The 20,612-nt window shown below is 59.3% G+C and carries 15 protein-coding genes; 9 read left to right on the forward strand and 6 right to left on the reverse strand.

Annotated features, from left to right (window positions below; translation table 11 throughout):
- The 4 genes from LAP85_12875 to LAP85_12890 all read left to right on the forward strand — a co-directional run.
- Positions 1-1,290: permease (locus tag LAP85_12875; protein ID MBZ5497289.1), on the forward strand; the 1,290-nt coding region annotated here is incomplete at its 5' end.
- 25 nt (positions 1,291-1,315) lie between these two features.
- A complete protein-coding gene (locus tag LAP85_12880) occupies positions 1,316-1,777 on the forward strand; it encodes an NAD-binding protein (GenBank protein MBZ5497290.1) in 462 nt (153 codons plus the stop codon).
- A 1-nt stretch (position 1,778) separates the two neighbouring features.
- A complete protein-coding gene (locus tag LAP85_12885; protein MBZ5497291.1) occupies positions 1,779-2,486 on the forward strand; it encodes a TrkA family potassium uptake protein in 708 nt (235 codons plus the stop codon).
- A 265-nt stretch (positions 2,487-2,751) separates the two neighbouring features.
- Complete coding sequence (locus LAP85_12890; GenBank protein ID MBZ5497292.1) at positions 2,752-6,042, forward strand: TonB-dependent receptor; 3,291 nt, start codon at positions 2,752-2,754, stop codon at positions 6,040-6,042.
- A gap of 128 nt (positions 6,043-6,170) precedes the next feature.
- Here LAP85_12890 and LAP85_12895 read toward each other — a convergent pair whose 3' ends face one another.
- The 3 genes from LAP85_12895 to LAP85_12905 all read right to left on the reverse strand — a co-directional run bounded on the left by LAP85_12895 (position 6,171) and on the right by LAP85_12905 (position 9,083).
- Positions 6,171-6,602, reverse strand: a complete 432-nt coding sequence (locus LAP85_12895) for an archease (protein ID MBZ5497293.1) — start codon at positions 6,600-6,602, stop codon at positions 6,171-6,173.
- Positions 6,603-6,605: 3 nt separating this feature from the next.
- On the reverse strand, positions 6,606-7,490 hold the full coding sequence (locus LAP85_12900; GenBank protein ID MBZ5497294.1) for a GTP-binding protein: 885 nt from the start codon (positions 7,488-7,490) through the stop codon (positions 6,606-6,608).
- Positions 7,491-7,625: 135 nt separating this feature from the next.
- Positions 7,626-9,083, reverse strand: a complete 1,458-nt coding sequence (locus tag LAP85_12905; GenBank protein MBZ5497295.1) for an RtcB family protein — start codon at positions 9,081-9,083, stop codon at positions 7,626-7,628.
- Positions 9,084-9,223: 140 nt separating this feature from the next.
- On the opposite strand from LAP85_12905, the gene LAP85_12910 reads away from it, so the two are divergent.
- Positions 9,224-10,471: a radical SAM protein gene (locus tag LAP85_12910; GenBank protein ID MBZ5497296.1), complete on the forward strand. Its 1,248-nt coding sequence runs from the start codon at positions 9,224-9,226 to the stop codon at positions 10,469-10,471.
- Between the two features lie 9 nt (positions 10,472-10,480).
- Here the strand turns inward: LAP85_12910 and LAP85_12915 are convergent, their stop codons facing one another.
- Positions 10,481-11,800 (reverse strand): NCS2 family permease, encoded by a 1,320-nt coding sequence (locus LAP85_12915; protein MBZ5497297.1) that lies wholly within the window; start codon positions 11,798-11,800, stop codon positions 10,481-10,483.
- 227 nt (positions 11,801-12,027) lie between these two features.
- Between LAP85_12915 and LAP85_12920 the strand changes: the two genes are divergently transcribed.
- On the forward strand, positions 12,028-12,468 hold the full coding sequence (locus LAP85_12920; GenBank protein MBZ5497298.1) for an Rrf2 family transcriptional regulator: 441 nt from the start codon (positions 12,028-12,030) through the stop codon (positions 12,466-12,468).
- A 229-nt stretch (positions 12,469-12,697) separates the two neighbouring features.
- Here the strand turns inward: LAP85_12920 and LAP85_12925 are convergent, their stop codons facing one another.
- A complete protein-coding gene (locus tag LAP85_12925; protein ID MBZ5497299.1) occupies positions 12,698-14,017 on the reverse strand; it encodes a citrate (Si)-synthase in 1,320 nt (439 codons plus the stop codon).
- Positions 14,018-14,631: 614 nt separating this feature from the next.
- Here LAP85_12925 and LAP85_12930 point away from each other — a divergent pair.
- From LAP85_12930 to hemH, 3 genes are all read left to right on the forward strand, one after another.
- The gene (locus tag LAP85_12930; protein ID MBZ5497300.1) at positions 14,632-17,367 is read left to right on the forward strand and encodes an insulinase family protein; all 2,736 of its coding nucleotides are present in this window, start codon (positions 14,632-14,634) and stop codon (positions 17,365-17,367) included.
- Positions 17,368-17,467: 100 nt separating this feature from the next.
- A complete protein-coding gene (hemN, locus tag LAP85_12935) occupies positions 17,468-18,877 on the forward strand; it encodes an oxygen-independent coproporphyrinogen III oxidase (protein MBZ5497301.1) in 1,410 nt (469 codons plus the stop codon).
- Positions 18,878-18,989: 112 nt separating this feature from the next.
- Positions 18,990-19,997, forward strand: a complete 1,008-nt coding sequence (gene hemH, locus LAP85_12940) for a ferrochelatase (protein ID MBZ5497302.1) — start codon at positions 18,990-18,992, stop codon at positions 19,995-19,997.
- Between the two features lie 40 nt (positions 19,998-20,037).
- Here the strand turns inward: hemH and LAP85_12945 are convergent, their stop codons facing one another.
- Entirely contained in the window at positions 20,038-20,559 is a 522-nt protein-coding gene (locus LAP85_12945; GenBank protein ID MBZ5497303.1) for a TlpA family protein disulfide reductase, read from the reverse strand.
- Between the last annotated feature and the right edge of the window lie 53 nt (positions 20,560-20,612).

A 20,612-nucleotide genomic window follows, 5' to 3' on the forward strand; every position in this document is an offset into this window, starting at 1 on the left:
GCGGTCCCCAACCCTCCGGAGTTGCAGACACTCCCCGCACTGCAAAACCTGTCGGCATTCCTGATCCTGCACGCCTTCGCCAACGGCACCTCCGCCCTGACCGGAGTCGAGGCAATCTCCAACGGCATCACCGCCTTCAAGGAACCGCGCACGCGCAACGCGGGGATCACGCTCCTTTGGATGTCTTCCATTCTGGGCAGCCTCTTCCTCGGAATAGGATTCCTGACCAAGCATATTGGCGCAGTCCCTTCGGAGTATGAGACTGTCATCTCGCAGCTGGCTCGAACCGCATACGGTAGTTCGGGCGTACTCTATCTGTGTACCATCGTTGCGACATCGGTTATCCTGATCATGGCCTGCAATACATCTTTTGCCGGTTTCCCACGATTGAGCGCGCTGATGGCAGCCGACGGCTTCCTGCCGCGCCAGCTTGCCTACCGCGGCAGCAGACTGGTTTACTCACGCGGCATCATGGCTCTGACGCTGATCGCCGTCCTTCTCATTGTTGTTTTCGATGCCAGCGTTACCGGCCTTATCCCCCTGTACGCCATCGGTGTGTTTCTCTCTTTTACCCTATCGCAGGCCGGCATGGCGCACCGGTGGTGGAAAATAGGGCACCTGCAACCGGGCGCCGAGGTAGAAGAGCGTGGCTCCACGTTGCGCTATGAGGCCAACTGGAAGCCCAAGATGATCATCAACGGTTTGGGAGCATTCTGTACTACCGTAGTGGTGATCGTTTTCTCCGTCACTAAGTTCTTCGATGGGGCATGGATCGTTCTGTTCCTGATCCCGCTCATGGTCATGGCACTGCGGGGAATTCATGATCACTACCAGCGTCTTACCAATAGCCTGTCGCTGGAAAACTTCGGCGAACCTCCCCCCGAACCCCGGCATCGAGTCATTCTGCCGGTCAGCGCGGTTCATCAAGGGACACTCGCTGCACTCCGGTACGCCCAGATGCTGTCCGACGATGTCACGGCCGTGCACGTGTCGATAGATCCGGGGGAAGCCGTCAAGGTGCAGCAGCAATGGACCTCCTGGGGAAAAGGGGTGCGGCTGGTGGTCCTGGATTCGCCCTACCGGCTGTTCCTGGAACCGCTCCTGCAATACATCGATGCAATCGCATCGCAGCGCCAGCCGAACGAAACCATCACGATCATCGTGCCGCAGTTTGTGCCCAAGCGCTGGCTGTATAATATCCTGCACACGCAAACCGCCATGATGCTTCGGCTGGTGCTCCTGTTCAAGCGCGGGATCGTAATCACCGATGTGCCTTATCAGGTAGAATGAATCTGGCCATGGGAGCAAGATCTTCATGAATATCATCGTAATCGGTTGCGGCCGCGTAGGCGCTGAAGTCGCCTACGGCCTGTATCGAAAAGGTCACAAGGTCACGGTAATCGACCAGGACACGGCGGCCTTCCGTAATCTGCCGGAGGATTTCCGCGGGCTCACAATGAGGGGAGATGTGCTGACCCAGGATGTCCTGATGCGGGCGGGGATTGAACAGGCGCAGGCACTGGCTGCGGTAACGCCATCCGATTCGATAAACACCGTGCTCGGACATGTCGCCCGCGTGGTGTTTAAGGTGCCGAATGTGGTGGTGCGGAACTACGATCCCCGCAAGCGCGCCCTGCACGAGGCTTTCGGCTTGCAGGTCATCAGCCCAGTCAGCATGGGCGCTTTGCGCATCGAGGAAATCCTGTCCGAAACTCAGGTGAGCCCCACGGCCCAGGCCGAGGATGCCGATCTGAGGAAAGAACTTCAGGAGGGCTGATATGTTTGTCATCATTGCCGGCGGCGGTCGCACGGGAGCGCAACTTGCTTCGTACCTGATTGCACAGAAGCACAAGGTCCACCTGGTCGAAGACAGGACGGATGTGCTCGCCCGCATTCACCAGGAGCTCCCCACCGAGGCGATCTATCAAGGGGATCCTACCAGCCCCCACATGCTGGAGCTTGCGGGTGTCCGCGAGTGCCAGGTGCTGGCTGCGTGCACTACAGTGGACGCCGACAATCTGGTCCTCTGCTACCTGGGGCGCGACCGCTACCAGGTTCCCCGCACCATCGCCCGGATCAACAATCCCCGCAATGCCTGGCTGTTCGACAGGAAATTCCACGTGGATGTTGCCATCAACCAGGCCGACATGATGGCCAAGCTCATCGCGGAAGAGATGTCGCTGGGCGACATGATGACCCTGGTAAAGCTCCGCAGGGGAGAGGTGGCGCTGGTGGAAGAGAAAATCTCGCCGCAAGCCCCGGCAGTAGGGAAAATGGTTCGCGACCTGCCACTGCCGGCAAATTGCACACTGGCCGCCATCATTCGAAAGGATGAGGTCTTGGCCGTGCGCGGCGAGACGGTCCTGCTAGCGGGAGATGAAGTGCTGGCTGTGGTCGCCAGCCGCCAGCAGGCAGCCCTCGAGTTGCTCCTGGGCCGTCCCAACAGCAACAACCAAGCGGAGCCGGCATCCGAAACCAGGCCTTGATCCCATTCGCAAATTGGATCGGATCCGCAAGAGTCAGAAATCCAGTGCAAATGTTGACTTTTGCAGATCCGATCCCCTTGAATTCTCTTTTGCAATTTCCATTGATCCACCCTGCGAGTCGGGCTTAGACTCAATTCAACTCTGTACGCATGTTGCTCAGCGCCTCAGCCGGTCCTTGACTTCATGCTCATGTTGATGCGCCTGCCCGCGTGCGGTCAGCAGACCTGATCCACTGAAACGCTTCGAAAAATGCGAGGAGGGTAACATGGGTGGCAAAGGTGCAACCACGAAATTGGCAGTGCTGATGTCGCTGATACTATTACTGTGCACAATTCGCTCCGTCCAGGCACAAACGTTCCGCGGAACTATTCTGGGTACGGTTACCGACAATTCCAAGGCGGTGGTGCCGGGGGTAGAAGTCTCAGTCAGGAACATGGAGACCGGCTTGACGCGCACCACCGTAACGAACGCCGTCGGCAACTTCAACATTCCCGAGTTGCCGATCGGCATGTATGAGTTGACGGCGCAGTTGCCCGGCTTTCAGAAGGTGGTCGTGCCAGATCTCAAGGTAGAGATCGCAAGCGAACGGCGGGTCGATGTCATCATAAGACCTCAGGGGGCAAGTGAGACCGTGGTGGTGGAAGCCGAGGTCCCCCTCGTTGCGACCCGCGCGGACACACTGGGTGGAATCATCGAAAGCAAGATGGTCGACAACCTCCCCGTCAACGGCCGCGACTTCACCAAGCTGCTGGTGCTGGTGCCGGGCGCGAGCGGCCAGCCCGATGGCGGCACGGACTCGCCGGGTTCCTTCGGGCTGTTCAGCATCAACGGCAATCGGGGCCGCTCAAACAACTACCTGCTCGACGGCACCGACATGAACGACGGTTACCGCAACCTTCCTGCGATCAATGAAGGGGGTGTGTTCGGAACCCCCGCGACCATTCTTCCCGTCGAGGCCATCGCCGAGGTGGCGATACTCTCCCATTTCGAACCCGAATACGGGCGCAGCGCGGGAAGTGTCGTCAACATGGTCACGAAGTCCGGAACCAACAAAATCCACGGCAGCGTTTATGAGTACTTCCGGAACAACAAGCTCGATGCGCGCAACTATTTCAACGCCCAGGCAGATCCGGAAACACAGTTCCGCAACAACCAGTTCGGGTTTGACGCCGGCGGGCCGATCGTCCGCGACCGCACCTTCTGGTATGCAAGCTATGAAGGCCAGCGCGAGCGGGTTGGCCTCAACAGCGTGGCACGTGTGCCGGATCCGCGCGAGATCGCGGCGCTGGGAGGTGCTACGAACCCTGTCATCCGGGGGATTCTTGCTCGCAATCCCTGGCCGGCGCCCAATCGCCCGGTGCCATTGTTCGACCCCGCCAACAACGTCTTTTTGACCACGCGCGCCTCCAACAGGGTCGACAGCCTGATCACAAAGATCGATCACAACTTCAACGCAGCGAACATCCTCACGGGGCGGTATTACTTCGGCGACAGCGATCAGAGCTTCCCGCTTGCCATCCTGGCGGGAAACGTGCTGCCCGGGTTCAACACGGTGACACCTACCCGTGTTCAACTGGTCTCCCTCTCCTATGTCCACGTCGTCTCAACCGGGCAGGTGAACGAAGCCCGCTTCGGGTACAACCGTTTCTTTGAGACCTTTTCCCCCGAGGACAACAGCTTCGATCCCCGTTCGATCGGCTTGAACACCGGGGTGACAAACCCACGCGACTTCGGACTGCCTTTCATTCGAATTCGCAACGACCCCTCACTGGGTTCCGCGATCGCATCCATCGGCGCGAATCTTTCGGTTCCGCGAGGGCGCGTCGATACCAACTGGCACTTCATCGACAACTTTTCCTGGGACTGGACAAGGCACCATGTAAAGTTCGGTTATGAGTTCCGGCGCACGTTCATCAACGGCTACTTTGACGCGGGCTACCGCGGGCGCCTCGACTTCGCTTCCCTGCAGGATTTCCTGCAGGGGAATCTGAGCGGCGGACGCAGCGCCCAGGGCGAATCCCAGCGGGGCACGTTTCAGAATTCGCATGCCTGGTACATCCAGGACAGCTTCAACTGGCACAAAAACCTGACGCTGAACTACGGCGTACGCTGGGACTACTACGGAGTGGTCGGTGAGGAGCGCAACCGATTCAGCAACTTCGATCTTCAAAAGGGGCTCGTGCAGGTGGGAAGCGGAGGGCTGCCGCGCCTGTACGACCACGATCTCAATAACTTTTCGCCACGCCTGTCGTTTGCCTGGGACATCGGGGGCAAGGGCAAGACCGTCCTGCGCGCGGGATGGGGGCTGTTGTACGATTCATTTTCGCAGGACTTCTTTGTCGGCCAACTCCCCTTCAACACGTTCAATCCCGGTGCCGCCTACAATCCGATCGGCCCTTCCGGAATCCTTTTTTCATTCTCCACGAAGGAAGTCCTGACTCCCGGAGTTGCCGTGTTTACGGACTACCTGGATTCCGATGTGTTCGCAACCCAGCCTGATCTGAGGACGCCTTATATCCAGAACTACAATCTCAACCTCCAGCACGAGATTTTCAAAAACGTGGTCCTGGAGGTAGGCTACGTGGGATCCCAGGGACGCAAGCTCTTCCGGTACCGGGACATCAATCAGCCCGTCAATCCCGCAGTTTCCCCGGCGCGCCCGTTCGACAACGGCCCGTTCGCGCCATCCGGCGGCACCTTCTTCTACGTCAACAATCTCGAAAGCTCCTCGGTGTCGGGCTATAACGGCATGCAGACCAGCCTGACCCTGCGCGACAAAAAAGGGCTCAGTTCCACGTTGAACTGGACCTGGGGCCACTCGATCGATAACGCCAGCGACGGCCAGGACTATGTGGCCAACGCCACGCAGCCGGACAACAGCTTCCGTCCCGATCTGGAACGCGCGAACTCCAATTTCGACATCCGGAACCGCATCTCGTGGACCTTCAGCTATGAGATTCCTCAATGGTTCGCCGGCTGGAAGAGCCTGACTGCCGGCTGGCAGATGAGCGGTTCCCTCTCCGTCCAGTCGGGGGCGCCCTTTCACGTCAATCTGTTCGACGACTACAACGGCACGGGTGAGTTCTTCCCGCGGCCCGATCTGGTCGGCGATCCCTATGCGGGAACGCATACGCCTGACAGTTTCCTGAATCTTTCCGCATTCCGGGTTCCCTGCAGGCTCGATCCCACAGGCGACGGCAGCGCGGCTTCCTGCATCGCGGGGACCCAGCATTTCGGCAGCCTCGGGCGCAACGCGTTGCGCGGCCCGGTCTATCGCAATTTCGATCTTGCGGTGGTCAAGACCTTTAATTTCAAGGACAAGGCGAAGCTCCAGTTCCGCTCGGAGTTCTTCAATTTCTTCAATCATCCCAACTTCGGATCGCCGCTCTATCCGGGCTTTTCAGCCGATGCCAGCTTGAACGGGATCGATCCTGTGACAGGCCGCGGCATCGGATTCATGCCGCTGACCCTGACGCCGGATGTCGGCCTGGGCAATCCCTTTCTCGGGGGCGGGGGTCCCAGGAACATCCAGTTCGCCTTGAAGCTGATTTTCTGAGAGTCGGAGACCACGAAATACACGAAACCGATAAAGCATGGTTTGTGTATTTCGTGGTCCCGCTCAGTTGCGGTCGAGAGGCCGCGCTTTACGCAGCTGCGGGCCGGGATTTCTCGATTGGCTCCATGCTAAATGTCCAGGATGACGGTCGCCTCCCATCCCCGCGCGGTCGGCTCCACCCGGTAGCGGTGGAGTGTGACCGCCTTGACATCGACGACGAGGTCGTGCCTGGCAGAGTCGAGTTCTTCGCCGCAGGCTTCCGCCTTCAGCACATACCGGCCGTCGAGCCGGCGGATCTCGAGGCTTTTAATCCGCAGCAAAAGCCGTTCCGCGTCCTTGTAATAGATCAACTCCTGGAGCAACTGAAACAGCAGCATGTCTACGGCGGTCTCTTCTGCCTGGACCAAGCGAGTCTCGCGCTCCGCAATTGTCCCCAGATCCCCGACCATGACATTCATGGTTGCGTCCGCGGCAGCAAGAAAGAGCTCTTCCAGCGTCTCGGCCCACGCCTCGAATGCCACATCCGCAATCGCGATGTCCGGAAGATATCGGTAAGGCATATATCAAACCTCGCAGCCTCGAAGCTTGTCCAATATGTCTATCTGCACCGGTTCCAGTTGGGGACCGATGAAAACCAGCTGCGTCTTGTCCGAGGGGAACGGCTCCAGATCCATCCGTCCTGCAACGTAGTTGAACAGAAACGCATCGTCGTCGAGCAGCACGAAGCCCTTGGCACGATAGATCGCAGGCGGCAAATCCGCAATCAGCTGCTCAAACTTCGCGCGGCCGAGAATCCTGTCGGTCGTAAAGGCAAAGGAATCGTAGCTCTGGCCGGAATGCGGCGTGCGCACAAGGTCCCGACGCTTGATGTCGAGTCCGAAGAGTATGCGCGGGTCGAGTCCGCAGCGGATGCAGCGGAGCAGAAAGGCCCTGTCGTTGTATTTTCGGACCTGGTTCTCGACGGCTGCGACCGCAGACGGTTCGACGAGGTCGATCTTATTGATCAGGATGATGTCGGCCTGCTGCAGCTGCGAGCGCGCGCTGTAACCGATCTCGGGATGCTCGATGCTGGCATACGCGTCGACGAGGTTGATCACGCTATCGAGGCGTACTTGAGGCAGGTTGTCCTGCACCTCATACGCGAGAGCGTCTGCCTCAGCCACTCCCGTCGCCTCGACCACGATCAATTCCGGCTGAAAGCGCTCGATGATTTCAGTCACGGCCGCCTCGAACTCCCCCGCGAGTTCGCAGCACACGCACCCTCCGGCCAGTTCGATGATGCGCAGGTTGTCCCCCGGGAGAATCCGGCTGTCGATTGCGATTTCGCCAAACTCGTTCATCAGCACTGCGAGGCGCCGGTCCGTACCGCTCAGAACTTGCCGCAGCAGGGTGGTCTTGCCGCTGCCGAGCGCACCGGTGATCAGAGCGATTGGCGTTCTATATGGCATCGATTACCGCTCCGCGTGAGGAGTCAGGAGCCAGGAGAAAAGACGCATCATGGAGTGCAAAGCCGAGGTGGGCCGGCGAACGGTTCGATTGCATGCCCAAGTGGTCAGGCACCTTACCATTCTGACTCCTGACTCCTATCCTTTGACATTGCCTATGGGCAGCAAGCGCACGACCCGTTTGCTGATGCCTGCCTGCTCGGCCGCTTCGATCACATCGTCGATATTCTTGTAGGCCGGGCCCGCTTCCTCAGCCAGTCCGGAGTAAGAAACCGTGCGTACCAGGATGCCCCGGGCTTCCATCTGTTCCTGCAGTTCTCTGCCGCGAAACTGCTTCTTGGCCTGGGTGCGGCTCATGGTGCGGCCGCTGCCGTGTGCGGTCGAGTAAAAGGTCTGATCCCCAGTCGCGACACCGGCCAAGAGGTAGGAGCCTGTCTCCATGCTTCCGCCGATGATGACCGGTTGGCCGGTCTGCCGGTACCGGTCTGGAAGACCCGGCATCCCCGGACCGAAAGCCCGTGTGGCACCCTTGCGATGCACCAGGATCTCCTGTGGCTTTCCACCGAGCACATGCTCCTCCAGCTTGGCGGTGTTGTGGGCGACATCATAGACCTGGTGCAGACCCAGATCAGCCGGGTCTTTGTGGAATACCTCCGAGAATACTTCCCGAATCCGGTGCAAAATGACCTGGCGGTTGGCGAATGACATGTTGATGGCGCACTTCATGGCGGCAAAGTAATCCTGGCCTTCAGGGGAATGAAACGGCGCGCAGGCCAGCTCGCGATCCAGGATTCTGATGCCGTACTTGGCCGTCATGGCTTTGAGAAAGACCTGCAGATAGTCGGTGGCGATCTGGTGGCCGAAGCCGCGGCTGCCGCAGTGAAACATCACCACAACCTGATTCGGAATGGTGATGCCGAAGGCTTCCGCCAGCTTCCTGTCGAGAACGTTTTCAGGCCGCGCCACCTGGATCTCGAGATAGTGATTTCCCGATCCCAGGGTGCCCAGCTGCTTGAAGCCGCGCTCGACGGATTTGTCGCTGATCTTCGAGGCGTCCGCACCCGAAATGCAGCCTTCTTCCTCCGTGCGCTCCAGGTCCTCCCTCCAGCCATAGCCGTTCTTGATGCACCAGAGCGCGCCTTGTTCGACAGCATGCCGGAACTCGCTCTGCGAGATGCGCACGAAGCCCGTGCTGCCCACACCTGCCGGGACGCGCTGGAACAGCATATCCACAAGCTGGCGTAAGTGCGGGCGCACTTGTTCCTCCGTGAAGTTCGTCAGTACCAGCCGCATGCCGCAGTTCACATCAAACCCGATGCCGCCAGGAGAGATCACGCCGGCCTTGGTATCCATGGCCGCCACGCCGCCGATGGGAAAACCGTATCCCCAATGGCCATCGGGCATGCACAAGGCGTATTCGAGAATGCCGGGCAGAGTGGCGACATTCGTCACCTGCTCGATCACACCTTCGTCCATTTCGCGCAGCAGCTTCTCGGTGGCATAGATGCGAGCCGGGACACGCATCCCATCCTTGTAGGTGGCCGGAATCTCCCACACCGTGTCGGAGACTTTGGTGGTGCCTCGAGGTATGGCCATAGGTTGCCTCCCGATGCAAAGAGCTTAACGCCAAGACGGGAAGACTCCAAGACTCTAAGATGACGGCGGCCGATCGTATGACTTCAGCGTCCTGGTGTCTCCGAGCATTCGTGGGTTGTGAGGTCTGGTAACATGAGCGCATGCGCGTGCTCCTGGTCAATCCTCCGATCTTCGACTTTACCGCCTACGATTTCTGGATGCGGCCTTATGGAATGCTGCGGGTGGCAGGCCGGATCCGGCACGCCTGTGATCTGACTTTCTTCGACTATCTCCTCTCGGGCCGGTGCGATTCCTGGGGCCGCGGCCGGTTTGCCGAACAGCCGGCATCGAAACCCCCTGCCTTCCGCGACATTGCCCGACGCTACCGGCGTTTCGGCCGGCCGCGCGCCCAATTCAGGGCGTTCCTTCAGGAGCGCCGCTTCGATATCGCCCTGATCCAGACCGGAATGACGTATTGGTACCAGGGCCTCAAGGAGGTCATCGAAGATCTGCGCGAGCTTGCGCCGCAGGCAAAGATCGTCCTGGGCGGCGTCTATGCCACTCTGTGTCCCGCTCACGCCCGCACCCTGGGAGCAGATCTGGTGATAGAGGGGGATGAGCTGGGTCCTCTCTGGCGTATCCTGCCCGCGCCGCAATCCGCATTGCCCTATCACGACCCGGCCATGGGGATCGTGGCTGCAATGAAGCTTACCGACGGCTGTCCGTTTCATTGCACTTACTGTTCCGTGCCCCTGCTTCATCCCCGATTTACCGCCAGGCCGGCGGCGGAATGCTTGCAGGAGGCACGCAGCCTCCTCCGGGATGGCGTGCAGCATGTCGCCTTTTACGACGACGCACTTCTATTCAGGCCGGAGGAAGTGCTCATACCGTTTCTGGAGTGCGTCATGGGCGAGCAACTGCCGCTCTCCTTTCATACCCCCAATGCGCTGCATGTGCGGCTTCTAACGCCGCAGATCGCGCACCTGATGGTGCGCGCCGGATTCCGCAGTTTCTTTCTGGGATTCGAGAGCGGGTCACCGGGCTGGCTGGCGCGCACCGGCGGCAAACTGTCGCCCGACGAATTCGCAGTGGCGGCAGCCTGCCTGCGCAAGGCGGGAGCGCAGTCTGTCACCGCCTATGTCATCATCGGCCATCCAGATGATGAGTACCAGAAGGTCGAGGCCTCTCTGCATTTTGCCCACAGACATGGCGTGCGCATTCTCCTGTCTGAGTTTGCCCCGATCCCGGGCACGGCCGACGGAGAACGCTGCGGGGAATGGGCCGACCTCCGCGAACCCCTCTCACATAACAAGACCGCTTTCACAATCCGCCGGTTGGGACCAGAACGCGTAAATCAGCTCAAGACCCTCTGCCGCGATCTGAACTCCAGGCAAACGGCGAATCCGTAAAATCCGCGGCTAAGCCTTCGAGTACGGGTAAAAGATGTAGAAGAGGAGCGATAGCGCGCACAGCACCCAGAGGCCCGCGCTGACTTCCCGGCGCCTTCCAGCGGCCAGCTTGAAGAGGGGGTAAAGGACAAATCCTGCAGTGATGCCGATGCCGATGTTGAAGGTGAAGCTCATCAGAATCACTACTGCAAACGCGGGGAAGAGTTCGGTGTAATCGTCGAGGTTGATCCTGCTGACCGGCTTCAACATGAGATAGCCGACCACGATGAGCGCAGGGCCGTAGGCTTGCGGAGGAACCGCTGTCAGGAAGGGTGCAAAAAAGAGCGAGAGGAGGAATAAACAGGCGGTCACCACCGCGCTGAATCCCGTCCTGCCGCCCGCCTCGATGCCCGAGGCAGACTCGATGTAGGCTCCTGATGTCGTAGTGCCGACCAGGGCCGCGAAGCTCGTCGCCAGCGCATCCGCCATCATGGGCTTTTCAATCCCGGGCAGCCGCCCCTTCTCGTCCAGAAAACCCGCGCGCGATGAAACCCCGATGAGAGTCCCCATGGTGTCGACAAACGCCATGACGAACACGGTGAGCACCACCGCGAAGAATCCCCAACTCAAGGCTCCACGAATATCCAGCTGCAGGAATACCGGCCCCAGACCGGGCGGAAGGCTGACCAGCCTGTGAGGGGGCGCGGCCACGTGGAGTGCGAAGGCAAGCGCGGTCGTGATCAGAATGCCGAAGAAGATGGCGCCCGGAATCCTGCGCAGCAGCAGCACGGCAATCATGACAAATCCCAGAATGGCAACCAGCACTGGAGGGCTCGTGACGGCACCGATCCTGACTGGCGCGCCGGCGGTTCCGAGCACGACAATCCCCGTGACATTGAGACCAATGAAAGTCATGAACAGCCCGATGCCGACGGCGAAACTGTAGCGGAGCCCTTCCGGTATCGCGTCGACGAGCCACTGCCGGAGCCGGAATATGGTCAGCAGGACGAAAAGAATCCCGCCGATGAAGACCGCACCCAGCGCAGCCTGCCAGGTGTAGCCCAGCAGAACAACGACCGTGTAGGCCACAAAGGCGTTCTCGCCCATATAGGGAGCGATGGCGAACGGCAGACGGGCGTAGAGCCCCATGATCAGCGTGCCGAAGGCCGCGGTCAGAATGGTGGCCACCATGGATGGGCCGACCGGTATTGCGGCGGCTTCCAGGATTTTGGGATTCACCACGATGATGTAGGACATCGTCATAAACGTGGTGACGCCGGCGAGGAATTCGGTGCGGAATGAAGTCCGATGCTTCTCGAACTCGAAGTATCTTCTAGTCTGTTGCAGCATGGGAGTCCTGCGCCGGCAACACTATATCGCAAAACCGGCGCAGGCGTTGCTGTGAAAAGCCGGAACAACCTATAAATGGATATGCGGCTCCTGTTATCCGCTTGACTCAACGCGGACGTCAGCCATAATTTGGATGTCAAGGTTGTTTTATCGCACCAGGTTATCTGTATGAAGTGATTCCAGGATGATCGTTTGACTGGACGCCGCAACGAGGGATCAAGATGCCCATGTTTTCGCAAACCACGGAATATGCCCTGCGTGCGGTGGTCTGGCTTGCTGCACACGGCAGCGAGCCGCAAACGACGCTGCAGATAGCTGCCGCAACCCACGTTCCGGCGGGCTATCTGTCGAAAGTGCTCCAGGCCTTAGGCAGAGCCAACCTGGTCAGCTCGCAGCGTGGCTTGTACGGCGGTTTTACGCTCACTCGCGGGCCCGATACGATCAGTGTGCTGGCAGTGGTGAACGCCGTCGATCCGATCCAGCGGATCGAGACTTGTCCGCTGGGTTTGAAGTCGCACGGCAAAGAACTTTGCGCGCTGCACAGGCGGCTCGACAATGCCATTGCCCATATCCAGAAAGCGTTTGCCGAATCAACGATCGCCGACCTCTTGGCCGAGCCATCGACCAGCCATCCCCTTTGTGAGGCTGAAGGAAGCCGGGGCACGTGATGACGGTTTTGCATTGGGGATTCTGGATTCGAGATGACGGTTGCCGCGATTCTCCCACCGTCGCATTCGGCGCGCGAACGCCCCCAAAAGCCCGAATTGATGCTGGAAAAGCGGGGGTGGATCACCGCGTCAAGATCCTACTCCTGCACAATTCCGATCTCTCCTATCCAAGATCAAAAAAAGGGGGATGTTCTCAGACATCCCCCTTTTGCTTGTTTGTTGCGGTCGTTCAGGCTTTCGAAGCAGTTGCTGTCTTGGCGGCTTCTTCCAGCATCGCCGTCGTCACCGACTTGGGGCGCTCGATTGCGTAACCGAGCGCGCGGTCCCAAATGATGTTTGATACCACACCCAGCGCACGACCGACTGCAAAGAAAACGGTATAGAAATCGTATTCCTTGACGCCGTAGTACCACTGGATGACGCCGGACTGAGCATCGACGTTGGGCCAGGGATCCTTTGCCTTGCCTTGCTCAAGGAGAACCGGCGGCACCACGCGGAACAGCATGTCAACATACTTGAAGAGCGGATCATCCGGCATATGCTTCAGACAGAACTCGCGTTGAGCCATATACCGGGGATCGGTCTTGCGCAACACGGCGTGCCCGTACCCTGGGACCACCTGTCCTGATTTGAGCGTATCCCATACAAACTGCCTGAGTTCCGCCTCGCTCGGAACTCTGCCGCCCATCTTGACCATGACGCCCTGGATCCAGCGCAGCACCTCCTGGTTCGCCAAACCGTGCAGGGGCCCAGCCAATCCATTGATCATTCCGGAGATGGAGTAATAAATGTCCGAAAGGGCGCTGGAGATCAGGTGTCCGGCGTGCGCACTCACGTTGCCGCTTTCATGGTCGCTGTGCAGGATGAAGTAAAGCCGCGAGACGTCGTCATAGGGCTTGTCGATCCCCATCATATGAGCGAAGTTGCCGCCCATGTCGAGGCCTGGATTCGATGCTATGATCGTGTCGCCCCGATACTTCATGCGGTAAATGTAGGCCGCGATTTCGGGCAATTGGGCCAGCAGGTTCATGCCGTCTTCATAGGTGGAATCCCAGTAATCGTTCTTGTTGATGCCCGCGTTGTATTTTTGCACGAAGACGGATTCCCGCTGCAAGGCAACGACAGCGGCCGAGAGCATGGTCATCGGGTGGGTATCGCGCGGCATGGCGCGAAGGACGTCGAAGACATACTGCGGGACTCGTGCACGCTTCTTGAACTCGTCGGCGACATCGGCCACTTCGCTCGCCGTGGGAACATCACCAGTAAGCAGCAGGTAGACATGTCCCTCGACGTAAGGCGTTTCGCGGCCCGGAACCTTCGGCAACTTTTCGAGAACTTCCGGTATCGTCATGCCGCGAAAGCGAATCCCTTCCACCGGATCCAGGTAAGAGATGTCGGTCACCAGGCATTTCACATCCCTGGCGCCGCCAATGACCTGTCCGATATTCACCTCGCCCACTTTGACATTCGCATGTTCTTTCACCAGCTTGGCGGTGCGTGGCCGCCAGGCCTGGATCTTCTCGAATAATTTATCTTTTAGTCTGGACACAATTCCCTCCTTAACTTTTCAGATTGCGCCGTTTTTGCGACCTCATTTGATCATGATCCTGTCGTCGCATTTCCCGAAGCCGGAAAACGCCGCGGCGATGTCCGCCTCCGTGTGAGTCTGAATCCCAGATTCGACCGAATGATGAACATGCTCCTGGACGCGGCAGGAGCCAAAACCAGCACCCAGGTGCTGCCGTCAAGCGCTCCGACGCAGCCTGAGCCCGACTGCAGCTGCGCTCATCTGGAAATGCCTGGGCAGCAGTATACACTCTGACCGGCTTCAGCAATATCCGAAAAAGCTTGGCCGCAGATTTCGCGGATCGCGGGAGCCGTCAGCGCCAATTTATACCCGCTCCCGACTCACGTAACATGCGGCCGACATTATGACTCCCTGAACCTGCAAACCCCGATCGAGCGGCTCGTTTTCGGCGTCAAGGCTGTCGACAGCAACGGGCACGAAAGCCCGGTGTCCGCCTACGGTGCCTCCTGCGGGTCGAGTCCCAATCATCCAATGTGCCCGGGTGGCTGTGTGGCCGCCCGGGCTTTGTGCTACGATTCATGGGATTGGCCAGAGACTGCGGATGCCGCATTGGCCCATGACTCGGAGGAGATTGCTTGCCGAAAAATCTGACCGTACCCGAACTCAAGTACGAGAAATATAAACTTGCAAACGGCCTGGATGTCATTCTGCTCGAGGATCACCGGCTTCCGCTCGTGGCCGTCAACATCTGGTATCACGTCGGTCCCGCCAACGAGCGTCCGGGGCTCACCGGCTTTGCGCACCTTTTCGAACACATGATGTTTGAGGGATCCAGGCACATCGGAGAAGAGGGCCATTTCCGCCGCCTCGAAGCTGCAGGCGCCAGTGAGATCAACGGTACCACCGATTTTGACCGCACCAACTACTTTGAGACTCTTCCGTCGAACCAGCTGGAGCTGGCGCTCTGGCTCGAGAGCGACCGCATGGGATTTCTCCTCGACAAGGTCGACGAGGCCAAGCTCGAAAACCAGCGTGATGTCGTGCGCAATGAGCGGCGTCAGAGCGTGGAAGGCCAGCCCTACGGTCTGGTTCAGGAAGAGCTCTTTCACCGCCTCTACCCCAGGGTGCACCCCTACTATGCCTCCGTGATCGGATCGCACGCGGATATTGAAGCCGCGAGGCTCGACCATGTGCAGGAGTTCTTCAGACTGTACTATGCTCCCAACAACGCGAGCCTCGCGATTGTCGGGGACGTCGACCCGGCCAAAACGAAAGCCCTGGTCGAAAGGTATTTCGGCCCGATTCCTTCCGGCGCACCCGTGCCCAGGGTGGAGGTCAATACACCGCCGATCACAGCCGAGAGGCGCGCCGTGGTGACGGACCAGGTCGAACTGCCTAGGATTTACCTGGCGTGGATCACCGACCCGATCTACACCCAGGAAGACGGCGAATGCGATATGGTCGCGAAGATACTCGGCGGGGGCAAATCGAGCCGTCTCTTCAAGAGCCTCGTCTACGAAAAGCGGATCGCCCAGGACGCGGTCGCCCAGCAGTATTCACTCTCGCTTGGTTCGATCTTCACAATCGAGGCGACTGCCAAGCCCGGCGTCAAACTCGAAGACCTGGAGAAAGCCATCGACGAGGAACTCGAGCTCTTCTGCCGGCGTGGGCCCAGCGACGCAGAAATAGAGCGGGCGCGCAACACCTTCGAGAGCGCCATCATTCGCGGCCTGGAGAATCTCGGCGGCTTCGGCGGCGTCGCCGACCGTTTGAATCAGTACAATCATTTTCTCGGCGATCCGGGTTATCTCGCACGCGACCTGGAGCGTTATTACAAGTCCACGGCCGCATCGCTGCAATCGATGGCGCGAACCAGGTTGGCGCGCAACGCGCGTGTCGTGATTTACGGAGTTCCGGGCCCGAAAGTGGTGGAGGACGTATCCCGCGCGGCTCCCGGTACGGCAGGGGTTCCGGTACCTGCACCTGCTGCCGCGACCGCGGAGCAGGATTGGAGACGAAACGTGCCCAAGCCGGGACCCGCCTCGCTGCTGAGGCTGCCTGTCCCGACGCGCTTTCAACTCGAAAACGGACTGGCCGTTTACCTGCTGGGGCAGCACAGTCTGCCGATCGTTTCGGCCAACCTGGTCCTACTGAGCGGCAGCGACCGCAATCCGCCGGAATTGCCGGGTCTGGCATCCTTCACCGCGGAAATGCTCGATGAGGGCACGAAAAAGCGTTCCGCTTTGAAGATCGCAGGCGACGCCGACCGACTGGGTGCTTCGTTATCGACCGGATCCACCATGGACTTGTCGGTCGTGGCCTTTCGCGCACTCAAGAAGAATGCCGATGCCGTATTCGAGCTGGCGGCTGATGTGCTGTTGAACCCCGAATTCCCTGCCAATGAGGTCGAACGCCTCAGGCATGACCGTCTCACCCAGATCCTGCAGCAGAAGGACAATCCCAGTACCCTGGCAGCCAGGCACTTCTCAAGCGCACTCTACGGCCTGAACCATCCGTATGGATGGCTCGAGGTGGGCACGGATGCTTCGAACCGAGCCATCACCAGGGATGAGCTCGTGCGCTTCTGGAAGAACGGCTATTCGCCTGCCGTTGCGGCTCTGATCGTCGCCGGCGATCTCTCGCAGGATGAGTTGCGAAATCTGGCCGCGAGGCACTTCGGCTCGTGGAGCGGCGTCGGAAATGACGTTGCACCTCCGCCGGTTAAATCGAGGCCGAGCCGGAGGATTGTGATCGTCGACAAGCCCGCTTCGCCGCAGACCTCATTGCGCGTCGGTCAGATCGGCATCGCGCGCGCCAATCCGGATTATATGGCTACCAGCGTGATGAACGCCGCGCTGGGAGGACTGTTCTCGAGCCGGATCAACCTGAACCTGCGCGAGAAGCACGGCTATACCTACGGAGCCTCGTCCTCATTCGTATACCGCCGCGGCCGGGGACCCTTTCTCATCGGCACCAGCGTGCGCACCGACGTCACGGCCCCGGCCGTGGCCGAAATCTTGTCGGAGATCGACCGCATGCGCAACACTGATATCCTGCCCGAGGAACTCACTACCGCCAAGGACTCGATAGCGCGCAGCCTGCCGGGCCTCTTCGAAACCACGCCTCAGGCTGCCTCAACCATCGGCCAGCTGTTCGTCCACCATTTGCCTCTGGACTACTTCCGCGGCCTTCCTGTTGAAATCGACGTTTTGTCTGTCGCCGACGTGCGCCGCGTCGCGGAGAAGTATCTGCAACCGGAGGAGCTGATCGTGGTCGCCGTAGGAGACCAGGCCAAGATCCGCGCGCAGCTGGAACATCTGCAATTCGGCCCGGTTCAGTGCCTCGACCTGGACGGCAATCCCATAACTTGATGGCAAACGACGGATGACCCATGACAATCAGGGAATGAAATGGCCCTTGGTGCCATTCGCCATTCGTCGATCGATATGATAGATTTTGGCTGGCAACACCATGAATGAGTCGCTTCACATCAACATTCAAACCGAAACTCTCAATGTGACCGAGGCCATCCTCGAGCGCTACAACGTACCGGGGCCCCGCTACACCAGCTACCCGACCGCTCCCGAATGGATCGACACTTTCGGTCCGGGCGATTTCGAGCAGGTCTGCGCGGAGACCAATGCTCTGCGCCCCGCCCCGCCGCTCTCGATCTATGTTCACCTTCCGTTCTGCGAAAGTCTTTGCCTCTTTTGCGGCTGCAACGTCGTGATCAACAAGAATCACGAGGTGCTGCATCCTTATCTCAAGAATCTCCGATGGGAGATTGATCAGATCGCGCAGAGACTCGATCCTTCCCGCCCCGTGGTCCAGATGCACTGGGGCGGCGGAACTCCCACATACCTCAGCCCCACGCAGATGGAGGACCTTTTCCACTACATCCGGCAGCATTTCACCTTCGCACCCGACGCCGAGGTGGGCATTGAAGTGGATCCGCGCACGACCAGCGCAACTCACATCACGACGCTCCGGCGCCTGGGATTCAACCGGATTTCCATGGGCATTCAGGATTTTGATCCCGTCGTGCAGAAGACGGTCCACCGTATTCAGCCTTATGAGATGACCAAAGCCGTCTTTGATCAATGCCGCGAACAGGATTTCGAATCCGTGAACATCGATTTGATTTATGGGCTCCCCCACCAGACGCCCGAAATATTCGTCGACTCCGTGGAGAAGGTGATTGGTCTCAGCCCGGATCGTGTTGCCATGTTCAGCTATGCGCATGTACCCTGGCTGAAGAAGCAGCAGGGTTCCTTCGCCCGTCACATCCCGCAGGGCATGGACAAATTTCGCATCTTCCGTGCGGGGATTGAGCGCTTCACACGCGCGGGTTATCTCTACATCGGAATGGATCATTTCGCGCGCCCCGACGACGAACTCTGCATTGCCCAGCGGAACCGCACCCTGCACAGGAACTTTCAGGGTTACACAACAAAGGCGGGGGCGGACCTGTTCGGAATCGGGGTGAGCTCCATCAGCGGCATGGGTAGAGCCTACGCGCAGAACTTCCGCGTCCTGAAGGATTACTACGGAGCGATTGAGCAAAACCGGCTCCCCACCATGCGCGGCATCCGCCTGACGGAGGACGATGTTTTGCGCCGCGCCGTCATCAGCAGGATTCTCTGCCACTGCGTCCTTCACAAGCAGGAGATCGAACGCGAATTTCACCTGCGCTTCGACGAGTATTTTGCCGATGAGCTCACGCGCCTGTTGCCGCTGGCGGACGACGGGTTGGTCGTCCTCGACCCAGAGTCCATCTCGGCGACTTCGCTCGGGCGCATCTTTATCAGAAATGTCGGTATGGTGTTCGACAGTTACCTGCGCAAACCGAAGGACAAGCCGGTTTTTTCAAAGACGCTGTAGCTGCAGCCGAGCCCTTGGAGCGCTCAAGCCTGCATGCGCCTTTTTTGCCGCCCTGGATCGCGTCAAAGGCGACGGCGAGCTGCCGCACTCCAAAGGGTGACTGAGGGAGCCCATGACTTCTTCAAAGGAGTCCGGAACCATCGATCTGGGCGTGCTCCTCTTCAACCTGGGCGGCCCGGAAACGCTTGCCGACGTCCGGCCATTCCTCTTCAACCTGTTCTCCGATCCCGATATCATCCGCATAAGAAGCAACGTACTGCGCCGCACAGTCGCCTGGCTGATCGCGACCACCCGGCAGGGAAAATCTCGCGGTCTTTACCGGCAGATCGGCGGCGGTTCGCCACTGCGACGGATCACGGAAGCCCAGGCAGCGGCACTGAGCGAACGGCTGGCGGCCTGCGGCTGCAGAGCCCGCGTTTACGTCGGCATGCGCTGCTGGAAACCCACCATCGACGATGCAGTCGCGCAGATCGCGGCCGACCGGGTAAAGCAGTTGGTCGTGCTCCCGCTTTTTCCCCAGTTTTCTGTGACCACCACCGGATCGTGTTTCAATTATTTTCGCGCGATCGCTCAAAAGAGGGGGCTGTCTGGGCTGATGCAGACCTTCTTCGTGGATGCGTGGTTTGAGGATCCGCTCTATCTGGAGGCCATGACTGATATGATCCGGGAAGCACAGAGTCGCTTTTCAAGCCAGACGCCAGCGGACATCCACTTGCTTTACAGCGCCCATTCCATTCCGGCGCGTTATGTGGAGGAGGGCGATCCCTATCTGGAGCAGACGCAGAAGACCGTCGCCCTGATCAACGGACGTCTGGGAAGCCGGTTCTCCTTCACCCTTGCCTTCCAAAGCAAAGTCGGACCTGTGAAATGGCTCGGCCCGGCCACCATAGATGTGATCGCCGGATTGAGTGGGCGTCGCGTGGAAAGAGTGCTGGCCATCCCGATCAGCTTCGTCTCGGACCACATCGAAACCTTGCAGGAAATCGACATCCTCTATCGCGAACTGGCTTTAAAAAAGGGAATACGGGAGTTTTATCGCGCTCCTTCCTTGAATGTCTATCCCAAGTTCATCGAGGCACTCGCGAACATCAGCTTAAAGGCAGTGGGCAACAGGCAGTGAGCAGATTCCCTGGCGCCATTCACCGACCGCTGCCCACTGGTTACTGCAGTTTCCGGATCTCGGCCCAAAGATCTTCTTTCATGGAGGGTGCGTACCCCACCTGGATGTGCCGGATAATCCCTTCCTTGTCGATCAGGACCTGCATTGGGATGGAGTCGCTTCCGTAGGCGCTGCCGACTCGCTTGTTGAGGTCAAGCAGAACACGTGCCTGGATGTTCCGATCCCGGACATAGGGCGCCACCTCGTCCAGAGGCTCCCCCACGTCAACCGCCAGCAGGGTGAAGTCATTGGGATGCTCCTGCTGCAGCTTCTCCAGTAGTGGCATGGTGAGACGGCAAGGCCCGCACCAGGTCGCCCAGAAGTCGAGCATGACGACTTTCCCCTTAAAATCGTCCAGGGAAACCCGCTGCCCACTTAAATCCTGGAGCTGAAAACTTGGGGCCGGCCGGCCCACATCCCCCGACGCGCCTGAATTGGGATCGTCCCTCTGCCGCGTGAGCTGCATCATAATCAGCCAGGCCCCAATCACCAGCGCGGCAACCAGCACAACTATTCTTCTCATGCGATCGTCGTCCTCCCCAGGATTCCGGAACCCGAGCGCGTATATTTGATGGA

The organism is Terriglobia bacterium, assembly GCA_020072565.1.
Classification (GTDB): domain Bacteria; phylum Acidobacteriota; class UBA6911; order UBA6911; family UBA6911; genus JAFNAG01.